General features: G+C 41.2%; 16 protein-coding genes. 13 read left to right on the forward strand and 3 right to left on the reverse strand.

The window, feature by feature from the left end:
• Positions 1–1,347 (forward strand): 30S ribosomal protein S12 methylthiotransferase RimO, encoded by a 1,347-nt coding sequence (rimO, locus tag METVE_RS0109095; protein ID WP_020168164.1) that lies wholly within the window; start codon positions 1–3, stop codon positions 1,345–1,347.
• A gap of 40 nt (positions 1,348–1,387) precedes the next feature.
• Positions 1,388–2,218 carry a glycosyltransferase gene (locus METVE_RS0109100; protein WP_020168165.1) on the forward strand — a complete coding sequence of 277 codons (831 nt, stop codon included), beginning with the start codon at positions 1,388–1,390 and terminating at the stop codon, positions 2,216–2,218.
• 18 nt (positions 2,219–2,236) lie between these two features.
• Here the strand turns inward: METVE_RS0109100 and METVE_RS0109105 are convergent, their stop codons facing one another.
• Both METVE_RS0109105 and METVE_RS0109110 read right to left on the reverse strand, forming a co-directional pair.
• Positions 2,237–2,578, reverse strand: a complete 342-nt coding sequence (locus METVE_RS0109105; protein WP_020184108.1) for a hypothetical protein — start codon at positions 2,576–2,578, stop codon at positions 2,237–2,239.
• A 129-nt stretch (positions 2,579–2,707) separates the two neighbouring features.
• Entirely contained in the window at positions 2,708–3,334 is a 627-nt protein-coding gene (locus tag METVE_RS0109110; RefSeq protein ID WP_020168167.1) for a TetR family transcriptional regulator, read from the reverse strand.
• Positions 3,335–3,583: 249 nt separating this feature from the next.
• On the opposite strand from METVE_RS0109110, the gene METVE_RS0109115 reads away from it, so the two are divergent.
• The 3 genes from METVE_RS0109115 to METVE_RS0109125 all read left to right on the forward strand — a co-directional run bounded on the left by METVE_RS0109115 (position 3,584) and on the right by METVE_RS0109125 (position 9,560).
• A complete protein-coding gene (locus METVE_RS0109115; protein ID WP_020168168.1) occupies positions 3,584–4,858 on the forward strand; it encodes an efflux RND transporter periplasmic adaptor subunit in 1,275 nt (424 codons plus the stop codon).
• 24 nt (positions 4,859–4,882) lie between these two features.
• Positions 4,883–8,011: an efflux RND transporter permease subunit gene (locus tag METVE_RS0109120; protein ID WP_020168169.1), complete on the forward strand. Its 3,129-nt coding sequence runs from the start codon at positions 4,883–4,885 to the stop codon at positions 8,009–8,011.
• Between the two features lie 82 nt (positions 8,012–8,093).
• Positions 8,094–9,560 (forward strand): efflux transporter outer membrane subunit, encoded by a 1,467-nt coding sequence (locus tag METVE_RS0109125; protein ID WP_020168170.1) that lies wholly within the window; start codon positions 8,094–8,096, stop codon positions 9,558–9,560.
• A 15-nt stretch (positions 9,561–9,575) separates the two neighbouring features.
• Here the strand turns inward: METVE_RS0109125 and METVE_RS0109130 are convergent, their stop codons facing one another.
• Entirely contained in the window at positions 9,576–11,243 is a 1,668-nt protein-coding gene (locus METVE_RS0109130; RefSeq protein ID WP_020168171.1) for a hypothetical protein, read from the reverse strand.
• A gap of 215 nt (positions 11,244–11,458) precedes the next feature.
• Between METVE_RS0109130 and gltX the strand changes: the two genes are divergently transcribed.
• The 8 genes from gltX (at position 11,459) to METVE_RS0109170 (ending at position 19,594) form a co-directional block, all read left to right on the forward strand.
• On the forward strand, positions 11,459–12,853 hold the full coding sequence (gene gltX / locus METVE_RS0109135) for a glutamate--tRNA ligase (protein ID WP_020168172.1): 1,395 nt from the start codon (positions 11,459–11,461) through the stop codon (positions 12,851–12,853).
• A gap of 183 nt (positions 12,854–13,036) precedes the next feature.
• Positions 13,037–13,276, forward strand: a complete 240-nt coding sequence (hfq, locus tag METVE_RS0109140; protein WP_020168173.1) for an RNA chaperone Hfq — start codon at positions 13,037–13,039, stop codon at positions 13,274–13,276.
• A 9-nt stretch (positions 13,277–13,285) separates the two neighbouring features.
• Positions 13,286–14,470: a GTPase HflX gene (hflX, locus tag METVE_RS0109145; RefSeq protein ID WP_051085513.1), complete on the forward strand. Its 1,185-nt coding sequence runs from the start codon at positions 13,286–13,288 to the stop codon at positions 14,468–14,470.
• Positions 14,471–14,560: 90 nt separating this feature from the next.
• Entirely contained in the window at positions 14,561–15,718 is a 1,158-nt protein-coding gene (gene hflK / locus METVE_RS0109150; protein ID WP_020168175.1) for an FtsH protease activity modulator HflK, read from the forward strand.
• Positions 15,719–15,789: 71 nt separating this feature from the next.
• Positions 15,790–16,662: a protease modulator HflC gene (gene hflC / locus METVE_RS0109155; RefSeq protein ID WP_020168176.1), complete on the forward strand. Its 873-nt coding sequence runs from the start codon at positions 15,790–15,792 to the stop codon at positions 16,660–16,662.
• A gap of 71 nt (positions 16,663–16,733) precedes the next feature.
• On the forward strand, positions 16,734–16,919 hold the full coding sequence (locus METVE_RS0109160) for a DUF2065 domain-containing protein (protein WP_020168177.1): 186 nt from the start codon (positions 16,734–16,736) through the stop codon (positions 16,917–16,919).
• A gap of 118 nt (positions 16,920–17,037) precedes the next feature.
• Positions 17,038–18,213, forward strand: coding sequence for an ATP phosphoribosyltransferase regulatory subunit (locus tag METVE_RS0109165; protein ID WP_020168178.1), 1,176 nt, complete (start codon positions 17,038–17,040; stop codon positions 18,211–18,213).
• A 43-nt stretch (positions 18,214–18,256) separates the two neighbouring features.
• Entirely contained in the window at positions 18,257–19,594 is a 1,338-nt protein-coding gene (locus METVE_RS0109170; RefSeq protein ID WP_020168179.1) for an adenylosuccinate synthase, read from the forward strand.
• The last annotated feature ends 7 nt before the right edge of the window (positions 19,595–19,601 follow it).

The following is a 19,601-nucleotide window of genomic DNA, read 5'->3' on the forward strand; positions in this document are numbered from 1 at the left end:
ATGAAAACATCTGCATTAAACGTTACGCCAAAAGTTGGCTTTGTATCGCTTGGTTGTCCTAAAGCCGGCTCTGACGCAGAACGCATTCTCACTCAACTTCGCGCAGAAGGTTATGAGATATCAGCAAGTTATGAAGACTCTGATTTAGTGGTGGTGAATACTTGCGGCTTTATTGATTCTGCCGTGCAAGAGTCGCTAGATGCAATTGGTGAAGCGATTCACAAAAATGGCAAAGTGATTGTCACTGGCTGTTTAGGCGCAAAAAAAGGCGTGGTAGAAGCCGCACATCCAAGTGTTTTAGCCGTCACAGGCCCGCATGCACTTGAAGAAGTAATGACGCATGTGCATGCTAATTTACCAAAATTGCACGATCCATATACGGATTTAGTGCCGCCTCAAGGCGTGCGTTTAACGCCTAGCCATTATGCTTACCTGAAAATTTCAGAAGGTTGTAATCATCGATGCAGTTTCTGCATTATTCCAAGCATGCGTGGCGATTTAGTCAGCCGCCCAATTGGTGAAGTGCTGAATGAAGCTGAAAATTTAGTGAATGCAGGTGTTTCAGAGATTTTAGTGATTTCACAAGATACCAGCGCTTATGGCGTGGATGTTAAGTATCGCCCTGGCTTTTGGAATGGTCGTCCAGTTAAAACGCGTATGACTGAGCTTTGCCAAAGCTTAAGCGAGTTGGGTGTTTGGACGCGCTTGCACTATGTATACCCGTATCCACATGTGGATGAAGTGATACCGCTGATGGCTGATGGCTTGATTTTGCCGTACTTAGATGTGCCATTTCAACACGCCAGCCCGCGTATTTTAAAAGCCATGAAGCGTCCAGCACATGCTGAAAACAATTTAGCGCGTATTAAAGCATGGCGCGAAATCTGCCCAGATATTACCGTGCGTAGTACCTTTATCGCAGGTTTCCCGGGCGAAACAGAAGATGACTTCAAAATGCTACTCGACTTTTTAGAAGAAGCACAATTGGATAGGGTAGGTTGCTTTACCTATTCAGCAGTAGATGGTGCAAAAGCCAATGACCTGCCAGACCACGTGCCGCAAGAAGTCAAAGAAGAGCGCCTAGCACGGTTTATGGAAGTGCAAGAGCGCATTAGCGCTGCAAAACTACAGACCAAGATTGGCAGCATGCAAACCGTATTAGTCGATGAGATTAACGAGCTGGAAGATGGTAGTTTTCAGGCGATAGGGCGTACAAAAGCAGATGCACCAGAGATTGATGGTGTGGTGTATTTGGAAGATGCAGAAGGTTTAACACCTGGTGATTTTGTAGAGGTTGAGATTTATAGTGCGGATGGACATGATTTATGGGGCGGGCCACCAACGTAGTAGTAAAAAATATAGCTATTTAGCTAAATGTTAGGGGGTTATGAATAATGCTAGCAAAATGATTTCAGTCATCATCGTCACCCGAGATAGGCTGGAGCTGCTAAATAGAGCAATGCAAAGTATATTGTCTCAACAATATGAGTTGCTTGAAATTATTATCATTGACAATCAGTCGCTCACACCACTAACTCTGAAAATATCGATCCCTGAGAATGTGGAAATAAAAATCCACAGAACCAATCAATTTTTATCCGCCTCTGCAACAAGAAACTGTGGTATCGAACTCTCAAAAGGTGAGTATGTTAGCTTTTTAGACGACGATGATTATTATCTGCAGGATAAATTAAGTATTCTTAAGAACGCATTTGAACAATCCAAAGATATAGATATGGTCTATGGTAATACAAGGATGATTGGGCTTAATGGTACTTCTCTTGGAGTATGCAGAGGGCCGGCGGAAATTGCTTCTGTAATGCTAAATAGATACATTCATCTAAATGCTGTTTTAATAAAAAGAAGTGTATTAACAGAAATTAAATTTGATTTAAATATGACTACTTATGAAGATGTTGATTTGATGTTTAGAATAGTTAGCAAACACAAATGTGTGCATGTAGATCAAGATGTCGCTGTGTGGAATAGAGATAATCGAAAGGATCAGTTAACAAGTAGAAATTGGACTCGATCTGAAAAAAACTGGTTGATACTGTGTAGAAAATTCAGCAGGTTAATAGAATCAAATAGCGCTGTAGCAAATCTTTACTACAAAAAAATGTTTATTTTGTCTGCGATTAAATTTAATTTAATTAATACCATCATTTTCTTTATTAAATATCTGCGATATGCCAAATTAGCTTATCTTTTTAAATAGTAGGATCTGGTTAACTAACTAACTAAATAAATCAGGCAATATAGGGGCAGGTCTTTGGCTATCAGCTCTCTCTTCCAAAAAATCAAAAGTAAGCGGGCAACGGATTGGCTTTTTAACGGCTTTGCGGCGTTTAGGTGTGGCAGCTTCTAAGTCAATATAAGGTGTCTGGCTGATGCGTATGTAGCCTGAGGCGGCTAGTTTTTGAGCTGTAGTTTCAAACAAACTTAATGGGTTGTCGATGTTTTGTAAGGTGATGATTTCGTCAGAAACTCCCTTTGATGGAGTCACTTTTAATACGTTGTACATTACTACTTTAGCGGCGGTTTGTTTGCCGTAAATTTCGCCTGTAAATATCTGCAAGGTTGTTCCAATTGGGCTATAGACATTGGTTAAAATAATAGTACAAGTAACTTTAACTAAAAGCAATTAAACAATTGACGAAGTGAGTACGGCGTAAGCTTTTTAAGTTTAAAGCTTTAAGTTTTAAATCTAACTTAATTTACGTTTTAAATTAATATGTGATTGAATTAGTTCTTTGGCTTGGAATCGGAACCGGCTGCCGTCTGCATCTTTTACCCACATATGTAGTAAACCGCTGAAAAATAAGTGTGTATCAAGTGCCAGTGCATGTGGTGTATGCGTTACAGCTAAAAGGTTTTGTTCTTTAGCACGTTCATAAGCAAATTGGATTTTCTCTGTGATGTTTGAACAGTTACTTAAAGTTTGTTGTAACACTGTGGCAAATTCATCCACATATTCGCACTTAATCATCATAATTTCATAAATTTGTCGCATTTCAATGTTCTCATTGAGTTCATTGATAGTATCGCACAAGGTGTTTTCAATCTGGGTAAGCGGGTCATCTGTTTTGCTAGGTGTAGCAAGTGTGTCGTCCATGCGGTCGATTAAAGGTAAAAATACCCGATCTCGGATGGCATGAAAAATTTCAGTTTTATTTTTAAAATGCCAGTAAACAGCACCACGCGTTACATCTGCTTGTAACGCAATGTGCTCAAGTGTAGAGCGACTGACGCCACGTTTTAAAAAAACCTCTTTGGCAGCATCAATAATACGTTGCCGAGTGAGTTCTGCGTCTTCTTTCGTTTTTCTTACCATAATTTAAGCGCTTAATTTAATCTAACATTTATTTAAAATTTTATTTAATAATAGATGTATATTTGAGATATCTAAACCGAAACTAAATACTCACATCCATCATGATTTAACAAAAAAATGTTTACATACATTCTTGTTTGTATATAATATACAACAAATAGAATGATAAATAAATAACTATTATCATTATCGACATCATGGTTAATTATTAATTGTGATAAAAAAATACTTTAAACAGGGTTCTCAATCATGCATTTTTTGTCGCAGCTACGTAGCTTAAACACAGGTAATTTAAAACAAAGTGACTTGAAATTAAGTAACTTTAAAAAATCAAAACTGACAAGCGCAGGTCTAATTATCATCGCAACCGTCGCAATCACTTTGCAGGGCTGTGGTAAAAAACCAGATGCAGCAGCGAGTGCGCCACCAGCAATGCCGGTTAGTTATGTAAGCGTACAACCTACCAATGTACCAATGAGCGTAGAGTCTGTTGCGCAGACTGAAGGTGCTAGGGAAATTGAAGTTAGGCCGCGTGTTGGCGGAATTATCCTGAAGAAAATGTTTGAAGAGGGAGAGTCAGTAAAAGCCGGTCAAGTATTATTTATCATTGATCCTGAGCCATTCCAAATTGCATTAGCACAAGCCAAAGCACAAGCGGCGGGTCAGGGTGCGCGTATTACACAAACTTCACGTGAGTCTAATCGTTTAAAAGAGTTGCTAGAAACCCAGTCGGTGAGTCAGCGTGAATATGATAATGCAACATCGGATGTGAGCATTTCGCAAGCCGACATGATGCAATCGCAAGCTAATATTAAAGAAGCAGAGCTGAATCTTTCTTACACGAAAGTAACCGCTCCTGTTTCAGGTATCGCTGGTCGTTTCCAGTTTTCAGAAGGTGCGTTAGTGACTGCAAATACTAGTTTATTAACTACGATTGTGCAGTTGTCACCAATATGGGCGCGTTTTAGTTTGTCTACAACAGAGCTTGCCAGTTTGGGTGGACATGTCAATTCTAATAGCGTGACGGATGTCACGTTAATATTGCCTAACGGTACTGAATACGCACAGAAAGGTAAGTTAAATTTTACTGCAAATTCAATTGATCCAACTTTAGGTACACAAGAATTACGTGCGACTTTTAATAATGAGGATAAAGCTTTATTGCCAGGCCAATTTGTACGCGCTCGCGTAACAACTGGTGAGCGTGAAGGCGTGTTTTTGGTGCCACAAACTTCTGTACTATCAGGCGACTTAGGCAAGTTTGTATATGTGATTAATGCCAAAAATGAAGCAACAGCAACACCTGTAGTTGTGGGTGAGTGGCATGGTAAGGATTGGATTATCTTAGATGGCTTAAATGCTAACGATAAAGTCATTGTTGATAACTTGATTAAATTACGCCCTGGAGCTGCAGTGCAACCGAAAGTTTTTGTTCAGCCTACTCAATCAACTCAAGAACCTGCTTCCGCTACAGATAAGTCGACCTCTAAGTCTACGGCTAAATCTAAAGTAAAAATTGGCTAATCATTCATCTGAGCATATAAAACCATGACCAAATTTTTTATCACAAGGCCTATTTTTGCCTCAGTTCTGTCCATCATCATTGTGTTGGCAGGTTTAGCTGCAGCGCTTAAATTGCCGATTGCGCAATACCCGCAGATTGCACCGCCCACTGTGTTGATTACTGCAACCTACCCAGGTGCCAGTGCCGATACATTATCTAAAACCGTTGCAGCACCAATTGAAGAACAATTAAGCGGAGTTGAAGGTTTGCTGTACTTTAACTCTAGTGCTGACTCAAGCGGTACATTAACGATTACTGCTACTTTTGAAATCGGCACCGATGTGAATCAGGCAACATTTAACGTGAGCAATCGTGTGAATATTGCGTTGCCGCGCTTGCCCGATGAAGTGCGTCGTACTGGTTTAGTCGTACAAAAACGGTCAAACGACATTTTGCTTGTAGTCATGTTGACCGATAAGCAGAAGAAATATGATCCACTGTATTTAAGTAACTACGCTACGCTTAATGTATTAGATGAGCTTAAACGTATTAACGGCGTAGGTGACGCGATTATTTTCGGTGCGCAAGATTACTCTATGCGTATTTGGTTAAAACCAGATCGCATGGCGCAGTTGGGCGTGACGACTACGGATATTGCCAATGCTATACAATCACAAAATGCCCAGTACGCGGCAGGTAAAATCGGTCAAGAGCCGTCACCTGATTCGCAACAGTTGGTTTATACCGTTACGGCTAAAGGCCGTTTAATTGACCCAAGTGAATTCGGTAACATTATTATTCGCGCTGAAGGTCCACGTGGTGTGCTTTACTTAAAAGATGTTGCACGTATTGAGTTGGGTTCGCAAACCTATAACGTGCGTACAGCGCTAGATGGCTTGCCAGGCGTGGGTATTCCTATCTTCTTGCAAACAGGTGCCAATGCACTTGATACTGCGCAAGCCGTTAAAGACAAAATGGATGAGCTAAAACAACGCTTTCCAGAAGGTGTAGATTGGGAAACGCCTTATGACACTAGCGACTTTGTTAAAGCATCGATAAAGGAAGTACTTAAGACGCTAGCTGAGGCCTTAGTATTAGTTGTGCTTGTAGTGTTTGTATTTTTACAAAGCTGGCGTGCTACTTTAATTCCGTTAATTGCGGTGCCGATTTCATTAGTCGGAACGTTTGCTGGTTTGTGGATATTTGGATTCTCCATCAATACTCTCACCTTATTCGCGATGGTACTTTCCATCGGAATCGTGGTTGATGATGCGATTGTAGTGCTAGAAAACGTTGAGCGACTGATGTCAGAAGAGAAATTGTCGCCGATTAAAGCGGCAGTTAAATCCATGGAACAGGTTTCAGGCGCTGTTGTGGCAATCGTGCTGGTGCTTTGTGCGGTATTTGTACCCGTGGCCTTCTTGGGCGGTATTGCAGGTGAAATGTATCGTCAGTTCGCGGTTACTGTCGCGGTGGCTGTGGTCATTTCAGGTATTGTTGCCTTAACATTAACGCCTGCATTGTGTGCAATCTTACTGAAATCTGTACATGAAGAATCTAAATTCTTCAGACCGTTTAATCGTGGTTTTGAGAAGTTAACGAATTTTTATACGAGTACAGTTAACTTAACTTTGCATCACAAAATTATTGGTACAGTTGTTTTTGTTGGCATCATTGCCCTCGTGGCGATTCTGCTCAGATCCGTACCAGGTAGTTTTGTACCAGCAGAAGATCAAGGTTATGTCGTTACTGCGGTGATTATGCCAGATGGTGCAACTTTGAGTCGCACCACTAAAACCACGGAAGCAGTGCGTACTGAAATTCATAAAGACTCTGCGGCTGCACACGAATTTTCTGTGTATGGTTTTGACTTGATTGGTGGTGGTAATAAAACCAGTGCAGCCACGATGTTTGTGCGTATGACCGATTGGGATAAACGCACAACTACAGCGGATGACATTGTTGGTAAATTATTTGGAATCGGTATGCAACAGCCAGATGGTATGGCGATTGCGTTTAACCCGCCTGCAATTCGTGGTTTAGGTAGTTCTGGTGGTTTTGAGTTATACCTACAAAGTCGTGGTGACTCCGATCCATTGCGTCTATCAACCGTCGTTAATAACTTTATGGACGCTTTGCGTAAAGAGCCGCGATTAACTGGCATTAACTCATTTTTCCGCCCAACTGTGCCGCAGTTATTTGTAGAAGTCGATGAAGCAAAAGCGATTTCGCAAGGCGTGCCAGTGGCAGACATCTATGCAACGCTGCAAAGTACGATGGGTTCTTTATATGTGAATGACTTCAATAAGTCTGGTCGTACTTATCGCGTGCAATTGCAAGCAGAGGCTGAATATCGCATGAAAGCCGAAGATTTAGGCAAAGTCTATGTGCGATCTAATACAGGAAAAATGGTACCTTTATCAGCGTTAAGTAAAGTGAGCAGTATCGTTGGCGCTGAACAACTAGAGCGTTACAACGGGTTGCTTTCTGCCAAAGTGATGGGTGGTGGCGCGCCTGGCGTGAGTTCTGGTGACACGATTAAAATGGTGGAAAAAATCGCGGCGGAAAACTTGCCTGAGAACTATCAAATTGCATGGACTGGCCAAGCATATCAAGAAAAACGGACTGGCTCAGCTGCGATTTTAGCTTTCGGCTTTGCCATCATTATGGTGTTCTTGATTCTTGCGGCGCAATTTGAAACTTGGGCATTGCCTCTAGCTGTGATTATGGCGGTGCCATTTGCCTTGGCTGGTGCGCTGTTAGCTGTGCTGGTGCGAGGTATGCCGAATGACATTTACTTCCAGATCGGACTCATTACGCTGGTTGGATTGGCGGCGAAAAATGCGATTTTGATCGTAGAATTTGCCAGCCAAAAAATGGAAGAGGGCATGCCTGTGGCACAAGCTGCGATTGAAGCCGCACGTTTAAGGTTTAGACCGATCGTGATGACATCGATGGCATTCGTATTAGGTATCGTACCGCTGGTTATTGCTACTGGTGCAGGTGCTGCAGCGCGTCGCAGTATGGGTACGGGTGTGTTCGGTGGCATGATGTTAGCAACGTTTGTGGCGACAATATTTATTCCACTATTCTTTACATGGTTAAGTAATACGCATGTGGATAGAAAACATCATGACAAAAACTTAGTAGATCACTCTAAGGAAACCGTGTGATGAGTACAAAAAATCGAATAACATCAGCAAGGCTTAGTTAATAAGCTCTGTCAATTAAGTATAAAAATTAGGTAAAAACTGTATGAAAAAACTAAGTTTATTGTTATTACTACTATTGTCTTCATGCGCATTGCTGGGGCCAGACTACAAACGCAGCGAAACGAATTTGCCTGCTACATTTAGTGAAACAGAATCGGGCGCGAGTGCTGATGCGTCTAATGCAGAAATTAAACAATGGTGGAAACATTACCAAGACGAAAAATTGAATGAATTAGTGGAGTTAAGTTTAAAAAACAACACGGATATTCAATTGGCCGTTGCGCGTATTGAAGAAGCCGATGCCAGTATGCGTGAAGTAGGGGCATCGTTATTTCCAGAAGTGAATTTGTCTGGTGCAGCGACACGTAGCAAAGTAACTGAATTAGGTGCTTTCCCTGTATTTATTTCGCCAATTCGTAACAATTACAATGTTGGATTAAGCACCAATTATGAAATAGATTTTTGGGGAAAAGTGCGGCGCGCAAAAGAGTCAGCCACTGCTGCTGCATTAGCTTCACGCTATTCAAAACAGACTGTTGAACTTTCATTGATTGGTTTAGTGAGCAGTAATTATTTGCAATTGCGCGGTATCGAAGCGCAAATTGCAGTGACGAAAGATAGCTTACGTAGTCGCACTGAATCATTAAGTTTAACGCAGCGCCGCCTTGCTGGTGGTATTGCAAGTAGTTTAGAAGTCAGCCAAGCAGAAGTCGGTGTGACGAATTTAGATGCACAATTAATCGAATTGAACCGTTTACGTGCATTAACTTTGCATCAATTAGCCGTGTTAACTGGTGTGTTGGATTTGAAATTGGATGAAACTAATCAAACTGCAGTGTTAGCGTTACCAATTCCACCAGTTCCGCCTGCAGGTTTGCCTTCTGCATTGCTTGAAAATCGTCCGGATATTCGTCAGGCAGAGCAAACATTAATTGCGCAAAATGCACAAATTGGCGTTGCCAAAGCAGCTTTGTATCCAAGTATTAGCTTAACCGGTAGTTACGGCGGTGAAAGTTTAGAGCTTGGTGATATATTGAAATCAGGCGCACGCATTTGGACACTTGGTTTGGGATTAGATTTGCCTATTTTCGATGCTGGCAGACGTAGAGCCCGTGTTGATCAAGCGACTGCGATTCAAAAACAAGCTTTAGCGCAATATCAAACAACTATTCAAAATGCGTTTAGAGAAGTGAATGATGCGCTGGTGACAAGACGCTTAAATGTAGAACGCGAGCAAAGTTTGGCAGCAAGCGAAGTTTCTGCAAAAAAAGCGTTAACTGTCGCTGAAAATCGCTATAAAGCTGGTTATTCTGCTTATTTAGAAGTATTAGATGCGCAACGTGTACACAATGATGCTGCTTTAGCAAAAGTACAAGCGAGACAAGCGAGTAGTTTAGCAACGGTTGAATTATTTAAAGTGTTGGGTGGCGATTGGCGCGGTGATGCTCAAGTAGATGCCAGTGCAGAATCAACTACAAAACCAGCTAATACAGCTGAAACGGTTAAATAGTCAGTAAAGACAAAGCTAAAACGGGAAAGCGACTTTTACCCAATCGTCGCGTGATTCAATCGGCTCACCTAATTTAAGATGTTTAGGTGAGCCAGAAATATTCACCGCATAAGGTGTGTTAGGTCGATAGTGGATTTTGGGCAATATCAAAGTCGATATACTGGATAATCCTGCTTCAATCGGCAAGTAAATCCCTGAAAATAATCCGATGTCGATTGGGCTTGACTGTTTTGCAGTCATCATTTCTGACACGGTATCTGAAAAAGATTCATCCGGGCTTAACTGTCGTAATTGCACCCAATTCGGGTAGCGTGACATGATTTCGATGCCAACTTTAAGCTGATTGCCAGTTGTTGGCTTTACGCCCCTGATAATGCCGATGACGATTTCGCTTGGATCATCATCCATCAGCAAGCCAATTAATTTGTCTGGTCTAGCTAAAATATTGGCATATTTATTCACTCTTGTGCCCAAACCATGCGGACTTTCATCCGTCACAATCCATGTATCCAGCGAACCACTATTTAATCCTAAGCCAGTAGATTGCGTTAAAACAGTATGGCCACGCAATCGTTCATCAAACGATTTCCCGTCACGTGATAAACGTAAACCGCTGTTAATTTGATTAGCTTGCAATACTTGATTGCAGATATTCAAAATGCCTGAATTGACTTTAGCCGTTTTTGATGTCGCTTGCCGTTCTTCTTTACGCCGCTGTCTCACATAATGTGTTTTAGTCCACTCTGCAAATATAATGTTTAAAGTGCTATTCAATCTTTTCGCATGATCAATTTTTGCTAGTTTTAAACTATCTGGAATTTCACCGCGATCAGTCACAGTCAACGCAGTGGTGATTTGTTTTTCTAGCTCATCTAATTCCCAATAACGACATTGTTCATTCGCTTCAAAGTTACGCATGCGTTTGGCTGCGACATCCTTTTCTAGGTCGATATAAAATAAATATTGTTCAGGCGTATCGTTTTTACTGATATGCGCGCGTGTTAACCAAGCCGCCAATACGCGATAAGCAATATCCACTTGCTGCTTATTTAGATTGGTTTGTACCAGCTGCCCTAACATGCATATTTGTACAAAATACGCAGACAACGTAGTGGAAGGTGATAGCTTAAATAGCGCAACTGGAATATATAATAATGCTTGCTGACTAGCAATCCGGTACAACATGTAAATCTGAATCCACATTTTTGTCGGTGGATTTGCTTGCGTCAACATACGCCATTTCATCATATTCATTGCAGCAAATATTGCTCTGCCGATGATGATCACGGGCATATTATTTTCTAACTTAAACTTGCTGGGGTTAATGACTTTTTCTATGATTTTTAGATGTGCAATATAGGATTGGCGGCAATAGCTGTAGCACGCTTCTGAAATATTGACTTCCAGTTCAGGCTTTAAATTCTCTACCTGCACAAATTGCGACGATATCTTTTCCAAGCGCGCGAAATTAACATCTTCAAGCGTAATCATTAAATCGAGTAGCGCGCCATAATCCATCGTTTCATCGGATTGCATTTGCGCGATAATCACTGCAAGTTGTTGATAGCTAAACTTTAATGCGGCAATATCTTCCATTTCAGCAAGGTCATCAACCCAGGCAAATGGTGCTTGGGGCTTTTTGCTAATGGCGTTACCAAATAATTGTCCGATAAAATTTTTCATTTAGCTTGCAGGTGTTAATTGTATCTTTAGAGCATTATTCTAATATATTTAATTAAAATATAATAATAAATCATTGAATAATCAAGAGTTATTTAAAAGTTAACCATTAAAAACTAGTGAAAAAGTAATCTAATATAAAAATCAAAAAACAGCCTTTAAAAAGAGCAACTTGGTTGCATGATAGAATAGCGTTTTTCAATCAAATAATTCAACACATGAACGTTCGTACTCGTTTTGCCCCAAGCCCCACTGGTTTTTTACATATTGGCGGTGCGCGCACTGCGCTATTTTCTTGGGCTTATGCTAAAAAAAATGCTGGCCAATTTATCTTACGTATTGAAGATACGGATGTAGAACGCAGCACGCCAGAAGCGGTGCAAGCGATTTTAGATGGCATGCATTGGCTGGGTTTAGATTACGATGAAGGTCCTTTTTATCAGATGCAACGCATGGATACTTATAAAAAAGTGATTCAAAGTATGTTAGATAAAGGCACTGCTTATTACTGTTATAGCAGTAAAGAAGAGTTGGAAGTTTTACGCGAAAGCCAAATGCAGCAAGGCTTAAAGCCGCGTTATGATGGTAAATGGCGGCCAGAAGGAGGTAAAAATTTACCTACAATCCCAACGAATATTCCACCAGTCGTGCGTTTTAAAAATCCGCAAACAGGCGTTGTTGCTTGGGACGATTTAGTGAAAGGCAAAATTGAAATCGCCAATAGTGAATTGGATGATTTGATTATTGCGCGTGCCGATGGCACGCCAACCTATAATTTTTGCGTAGTGGTAGACGATTATGAAATGGGTATCACGCAAGTGATTCGCGGTGATGACCACGTGAACAATACGCCGCGTCAAATCAATATGCTGAATGCTTTAGGGGCAACGGTTCCGCAATATGCGCATTTGTCGATGATATTGGGCGATGATGGCCAAAAACTCTCTAAGCGTCATGGTGCAGTGAGCGTGATGCAATACCATGAAGATGGCTATTTAAAAGAAGCGATTTTGAATTATCTGGCGCGTCTTGGTTGGAGTCATGGCGATGCGGAAATATTCAATATGCAACAATTTTGCGAATGGTTTGATTTGGATCACATTACGCCATCTGCCGCGCAATTTAATACCGAAAAACTCAATTGGTTAAATGCACATTACATTAAAGAGTCTAATATAGGTGCGCTTGCTGTCGATATAAAAGCCCGGCTAGCAAAGCTAAATGTTAATGTTTTAGCAACGCCAGATTTAAAAGCGGTATTAAACTTATATCGTGAGCGCGCGAATAATTTGAATCAATTAGCTGCGGATATTGCTTATTTTTATGTGCTACCACAAGCAAATGCAGCAGATGTTGAAAAACATATTACGCTTGAGATTCAACCTATCTTAAAAGTACTGGCTGAAAAGTTGGCTAAAATCGAATGGTCTGCGGAAGCGATTCATCACGCGATTAATGAAGTTGTGACCGAAAATCAACTCAAGTTTCCTAAAATAGCCATGCCATTGCGTGTAATGCTGACGGGCATTGCACAATCGCCAAGTATTGACCAAGTAATGGCGTTGTTGGGCCAAAAAGAGACCTTAGCTAGAATAAGTAACATTTTAAATTAAATCATTGAAAGTAATGTTAACGTTATTAAAGTAGCATTAAATGAATGCTTTAACGATTTACGCAAAATTGTGCGTTTTTGCTATTGAAATGCGAACAAAAAGTCACAATACTAATCATACGCATGGCAGTTTTAGCTTTTTCTCAAAGCTACTCCACATTATTACAACTAAAAGGAGCAAAATATGAATAACAAAGGACAAATGCTGCAGGATCCATTTTTAAATGCCCTCAGAAAAGAGCATGTACAAGTTTCAATTTACTTGGTAAATGGTATTAAATTACAAGGCCAAGTAGATTCATTCGACCAATACGTGATCCTATTAAAAAACACTGTTACCCAAATGGTGTACAAACACGCAATCTCTACGATTGTACCAGCACGTGCGGTGAGCATGGCGCTACCAGATCAGACAGAAGAGTAAAGTTTGGCAATTAAACCCTCCGGTTACGGCGAAAATACCCTAGCAAATCCAACGACTCTAACAGCGCCATCAGATGGTGGCGTTGTTTTAGTGAGTATCGATTTCGGCGAACCAGATTATGCAGAAAGTTTGCATGAACTGCGTCAGTTAGTTGTCTCTGCAAAAATGCAAGTGCGCGCCACGGTTGAAGGCAAGCGCAGCATTCCCGATGCAAAATTGTTTATTGGCAGCGGAAAAGCCGATGAATTAAAGCAGATATTAGAAGCCAGTGAAACAACTTTGGTGGCTTTTAATCATGATTTAAGTCCTTCTCAACAGCGTAATTTAGAACGTTTATTGCAAGCCAAAGTGCTTGATAGAACGGGTCTAATTCTAGATATTTTTGCGCAACGTGCGCAAAGTCATGAAGGTAAATTACAGATTGAGCTTGCTCAACTAGAGCATTTATCTACTAGGCTTGTACGCGGCTGGACGCACTTAGAGCGGCAAAAAGGCGGGATTGGCGTTCGTGGTGGTCCTGGTGAAACACAGTTGGAGTTAGATCGTCGTATGTTACGCGTACGCGTTAAACAATTGCGCGAAAAGCTGGATAAGCTCAAATTACAACGTGGCATGCAACGGCGTGCACGTAAACGTTCTAGCTTAATGACGGTTTCGTTAGTCGGTTATACCAATGCAGGAAAATCTACGTTATTTAATCGGTTAACTCAATCTGGCGTTTATGCGGCAGATCAGTTGTTTGCCACGTTGGATACTACTTCACGCAAAATGTATCTGGGTGAAGATTACCATTCAGGTGGCGGCTCATTGGTAATTTCCGATACGGTTGGTTTTATCAAACATTTACCAACGACACTGATTGAGGCATTCGGCGCAACTTTAGAAGAAGCGGTGCAAGCGGATTTGCTATTGCATATCGTTGATGTTGCCAGCACGAATCGCGATGCGCAGATTGCACAAGTTAATTTAGTTCTGCAAGAAATCGGCGCATCAAAAGTGCCACAAATTTTAGTGTTAAATCAAATCGATAAGCTAGATATGCCAGCAGATTTGATTCGCGATGAATATGGTAACATTTCAAAAGTGAGTATTTCAGCGTTTAGCGGCGCTGGAATCGATTATTTGAAATTAGCATTAACTGAGCATCAGCAACGTTTAAGGCGCCAGAGCACAGAAGAAAGTGCTTACGTTTAACGCTAGTTTTAATAAGTGTGAATGCGTATTCGTATTTCTAAATGCAATGTTGTCTTTTGCAATAATATTTAAATGTATGTGGAGTAATGAATGATTAAGTTTCCTGGATTTGGCCAAAATAATAACGAAGGCCCGCCTGATTTAGACAAGATATTGGGTGATTTAAACCAAAAAGTAAGTAATCTTTTTGGTAAAAAAGGCAGCGGCAATAATAATACGCCATCGACAAAAAAAGACTTTGATGTCCCTGTGTTGCCAGTCGTCGCAGTGATTGCTGCCATTTGGTTAGCGACTGGTTTTTACATTGTCGATCAAGGTTCACTTGGTGTTGTACAACGTTTTGGTAAATATAATGAAACCACGGAAACTGGTCCGCGCTGGCATTGGCCGTATCCATTTGAGTCGGTTACAGTGGTTAACATGGAGCAAGTGCGTCGTTTAGAAGTGGGTTATAGAAGCAATGGCGAAGGTGTTGGTGGCAAAACCAAGCAACCTAAAGAAGCCTTGATGCTGACCGAAGATGAAAATATTATTAATCTGCAATTTGCCGTGCAATATAACCTTAAAAACGCCAAAGATTATCTATTCAATAATCGCGATACAGATGCGGCGGTAATGTCTGCTGCAGAAACGGCTATTCGCGAAGTTGTCGGTAAAAACAAGTTGGACGATTTGCTGCAAAAAGGTTTGGCTGATACTTCAGAACGTATGCAATCGATTTTAGACAGTTATCAAACTGGCGTAAAAATCACCAGCGTATCCTTACAAAGTGCGCAACCGCCAGAGCAAGTGCAAGAAGCATTTGAGGATGTGAACCGCGCCAATCAAGATTATCAGCGTTTTATTAACGAAGGCCAAGCTTACGCAAATGATGTGATTCCAAAGGCACGTGGTAATGCGTCGCGCTTAAGTGCAGAAGCTGCTGGTTACCAATTAAAAGTTCAAAATGAAGCAATCGGTAATGCCAGCCGTTTTGAACAAATTTTAACGCAATACGCAAAAGCGCCAGAAGTGACGCGCCAGCGTTTGTATTTGGATGCGCAAGAGCAAATTATGTCTAGCACCAGTAAAGTGATTGTGGATCAGCCAGGCGGTAATAGTTTATTGTATTTGCCGTTAGATAAACTCATGTCAACTACTGCGCCATCCGCAACAACTCCAGTAACAATTAATGTGGAGACTAAAGATAATCAAGCCAGTGTTGTTGATGACTCGCATGAATTAACGCGCGATCGTCAAGGTCGTTAATCAATAAAAATGCGCAATTGTTTAGATAGAGCGCGTGAATGATTAAATTTAAAAGTTAAGAGAATATTAAGATGAAAAATATAGGTACATTTTTAATTGGCTTGTTTGCAGCGCTGGTCATACTGAGCATGTCTTTTTTTACAGTAGATCAACGTGAATATGCGTTGGTTTTCCGATTAGGTGAAATCGTGTCGGTTAAAAAAGAGCCAGGACTTTATTTTAAAGTGCCGCTTGTTGACGATTTGAAGAAATTTGATAAACGCATCATCACTTTGGATTGGGAAGAACCTGCTAAATTCAATACCAGCGAAAACAAATACATGATGGTCGATTCATTTGTGAAATGGCGCATTATTGACCCAGCTAAATATTATGTTTCTATCAAAGAAGGTGGCGAAGCTGCTGCTGAAGATAGACTTTCTAAAGTCGTTAATGCTGGATTTCGTGCAGAATTTGGTAAGCGTACCGTGCATGATGTGATTGCTGGCGAACGTACTGCGATTATGGATAATTTGCGCAAACGTGCCGATGCCGAAGCGCGTCAAATTGGTATTGAAGTGGTCGATGTGCGTTTGAAACGGGTTGATTATTCTGAAGAAATCAGCAAATCTGTGTTCGACCGTATGATTGCAGAACGTAAACGTATTGCCAATCAGCTACGTTCTGAAGGTTCTGCTGCATCTGAAAAAATTCGTGCTGATGCAGATAAACAACGTGAAGTAATTATTGCGGAAGCCTTTAGAGATGCACAGAAAATGAAAGGTGAGGGCGATGCAAAAGCGGCAGAAATTTACTCTAATGCTTATGGCAAAAATCCTGAATTCTATGCATTTTATCGTAGCCAAGAAGCCTACAAAAACAGCTTCAAAAGTAAATCAGATGTCATGGTCTTAGATCCTAAATCTGATTTCTTTAAATATATGCGCAGTGCTGGTGGTAAATAATTAGCAGGCAATTAGTAAATCAATTATCAATTTAATTATTACTATAATTTTAGCGTTAAGTTAACACTTAAATGAACACAACTTTATTGATGGCGCTAGGGTTGATGCTGGTTTTAGAAGGTGTGTTGCCTTTAATAGCGCCACAATCTTGGCGCGAAACTTTTAAACGTATGATTGAGTTTAATAATGGTCAACTGCGTTTTATTGGTTTGTTTTCCATTTTGGGCGGATTGTTGCTGATTTATTTAAGTCGCTAATCGCTTTTGTTTTTCAGCGGCTAAATTTTTCTACATAAGTTAGATTTTTAATTAGTCTCTTAGCCCAATTTGCCAAGTCCAAAATCAATTCAATCGTTTATCTTGTATAATATTAGCTATGCGAAATTGGTTACTCCCCGAATATATTGAAGATGTGTTGCCCGCTGAGGCAGCGCGATTAGAGTCTTTACGCCGTCAACTATTGGATTTATTCAAGGTGCACGGTTACCAATATATCATCCCGCCGACTCTTGAATATTTAGAATCGTTAATCACTGGCACGGGCCATGATCTGGATTTAGCGACATTTAAAGTAGTGGATCAGTTAACTGGTCGCCTAATGGGCATCCGTGCAGATATGACGCCGCAAGCTGCACGTATTGATGCACATATGCTCAATCATCAAGGGGTTTCTCGACTTTGTTATGCAGGTACGGTTTTGCGCACTAAACCAGATGGTTTGGCGCATACGCGTGAGCCACTACAATTAGGCGCGGAACTGTTTGGTCATGCAGGCATTGAGAGCGATATCGAAATCCATCGCTTGATGATTAAAGCCTTACAAACATTAGGTTTGAAAGAACTGCACATTGATTTTAGCCATGTGGCGATATTTGAAAGCTTGGTTAAAGCGGGAGATATAAACGCCAATTTAGAGCAAGCTTTGTATGCAGCTTTGCAAAGTAAGGACAAAGCCGGCGTAGCGTTGTTAGCGGTTAATTTAGATAGCAGAGTCAAGCAGGCATTAATGGATTTAACCGATTTGAATGGTGATGTGAGCGTGCTGCAAAAAGCAGAACAGCAATTGCCAAAATTGCCCGCGATAAGCAAAGCATTAGCAGATTTACGTATTGTCGCAAGCCAATTAAATGATTTAAATGTGAATGTATCGTTCGATTTAAGCGAGCTGCGTGGTTATCATTATCACAGCGGTATTGTGTTTGCGGCCTATGCAAAAGGTTATACAGGGCCGATTGCATTGGGCGGACGTTATGATGAAGTCGGACTGGTTTTTGGTCGTGCTCGTCCCGCGACAGGTTTTAGTTTGGATTTGCGCGGTGCGGTCACGGCATTAACTCCCGCAGTTACCTCAAAAGCGATTCTTGCTCCAGCTGGCGAAGATAAAATGTTGCTGAGTGCGATTGAAACATTGCGTGCAGACGGTCAAATCGTGATACAGACATTACCAAATTCAACCAGTAATATTGTTGAGATGAGTTGCGATAAGCAGTTGGTTTACAGCAGTAATCAATGGCAAATTGAACCCTTAAAACAAGTTCAGCCTTTACAGTAATTACCTCATTCATATTTCAGTAGAAAATAGTTAAGTTAAAGTTATGGCGCAAAATAGTGTAAAAAATCCTGCAAAAAACGTGGTTGTGATCGGCACACAATGGGGCGATGAAGGTAAAGGTAAGATTGTTGATTGGCTGACTGACCATGCGCAAGGCGTAGTGCGCTTTCAAGGTGGACATAATGCCGGCCATACATTGGTTGTCGGACAAGGTAGTGATCAACGCGTATACAAACTGAATCTTGTGCCGTCAGGCATCGTACGTGCAGGTGTGAACTGCTATATCGGCAACGGCGTTGTGTTGGATGCTGGACATTTGTTGAGCGAGATTGTTGCCTTGGAAAAAGATGGTTTAGAAGTTAAAAGCCGCTTAAAAGTTAGTCCAGGCTGCCCGCTGATTTTAAGTCATCACGTGGCTTTAGATACAGCGCGTGAAGCAAAACGTACGATTAAAATCGGCACAACAGGCAAAGGTATTGGCCCAACTTACGAAGACAAAGTAGCTCGCCGTGCGTTGCGCGTTTATGATTTATTTTATCCAGAGCGTTTTGCAGAAAAATTGCGCGAAGTAATGGATTACCACAACTTTGTATTAACCAACTATCTTGGTTCGCAAGCGGTTGATTTTAATCAGCAATATGATGCAAGTATGGCGCATGCGGTTGCATTAAAACCGATGATTGCAGATATTTCAGCTGAGCTATACACAGCAAATGCTAGAGGCGAAAATCTACTATTTGAAGGTGCGCAAGGCACATTGCTTGACATCGATCATGGCACTTATCCTTATGTAACTTCAAGCAACTGTATTGCGGGACAAGCTTCTGCGGGTACTGGTGTCGGTGCTAATATGTTGCATTATGTGCTCGGCATCACCAAAGCTTACACCACACGTGTGGGTGGCGGTCCTTTCCCAAGTGAATTGGATATTGAAACCGAAGGTGTACCAGGTTATCAAATGTCCAATAAAGGTCAAGAAATTGGCACTGTGACTAAACGTAAACGTCGCTGTGGCTGGTTTGACGCTGCGGCACTGCGTCGTTCTGCGCGAATTAATGGTTTAACCGGTTTATGTATCACCAAACTGGATGTTTTAGATGGTATTGAAACTTTAGATATTTGTACTGGCTATGAGTTAGATGGAAAATTAGTGGATATGCTGCCAGTTGGTGCAGATGATGTCGCGCGTTGCAAGCCGATTTATGAAACAGTTGATGGCTGGCAAGCCAATACATTTGGCGTCAAAACTTGGGATGGCTTGCCTAAAAATGCGCAACATTATCTTAAACGCTTGGAAGCTTTATGTGGTGTGCCGATTGCCATCGTATCAACAGGCCCAGAGCGCGATGAGACGATTATTATTGAGCATCCTTTTGCCTAAATGCAAA

Source organism: Methylotenera versatilis 79, assembly GCF_000384375.1.
Classification (GTDB): Bacteria; Pseudomonadota; Gammaproteobacteria; order Burkholderiales; family Methylophilaceae; genus Methylotenera_A; species Methylotenera_A versatilis_B.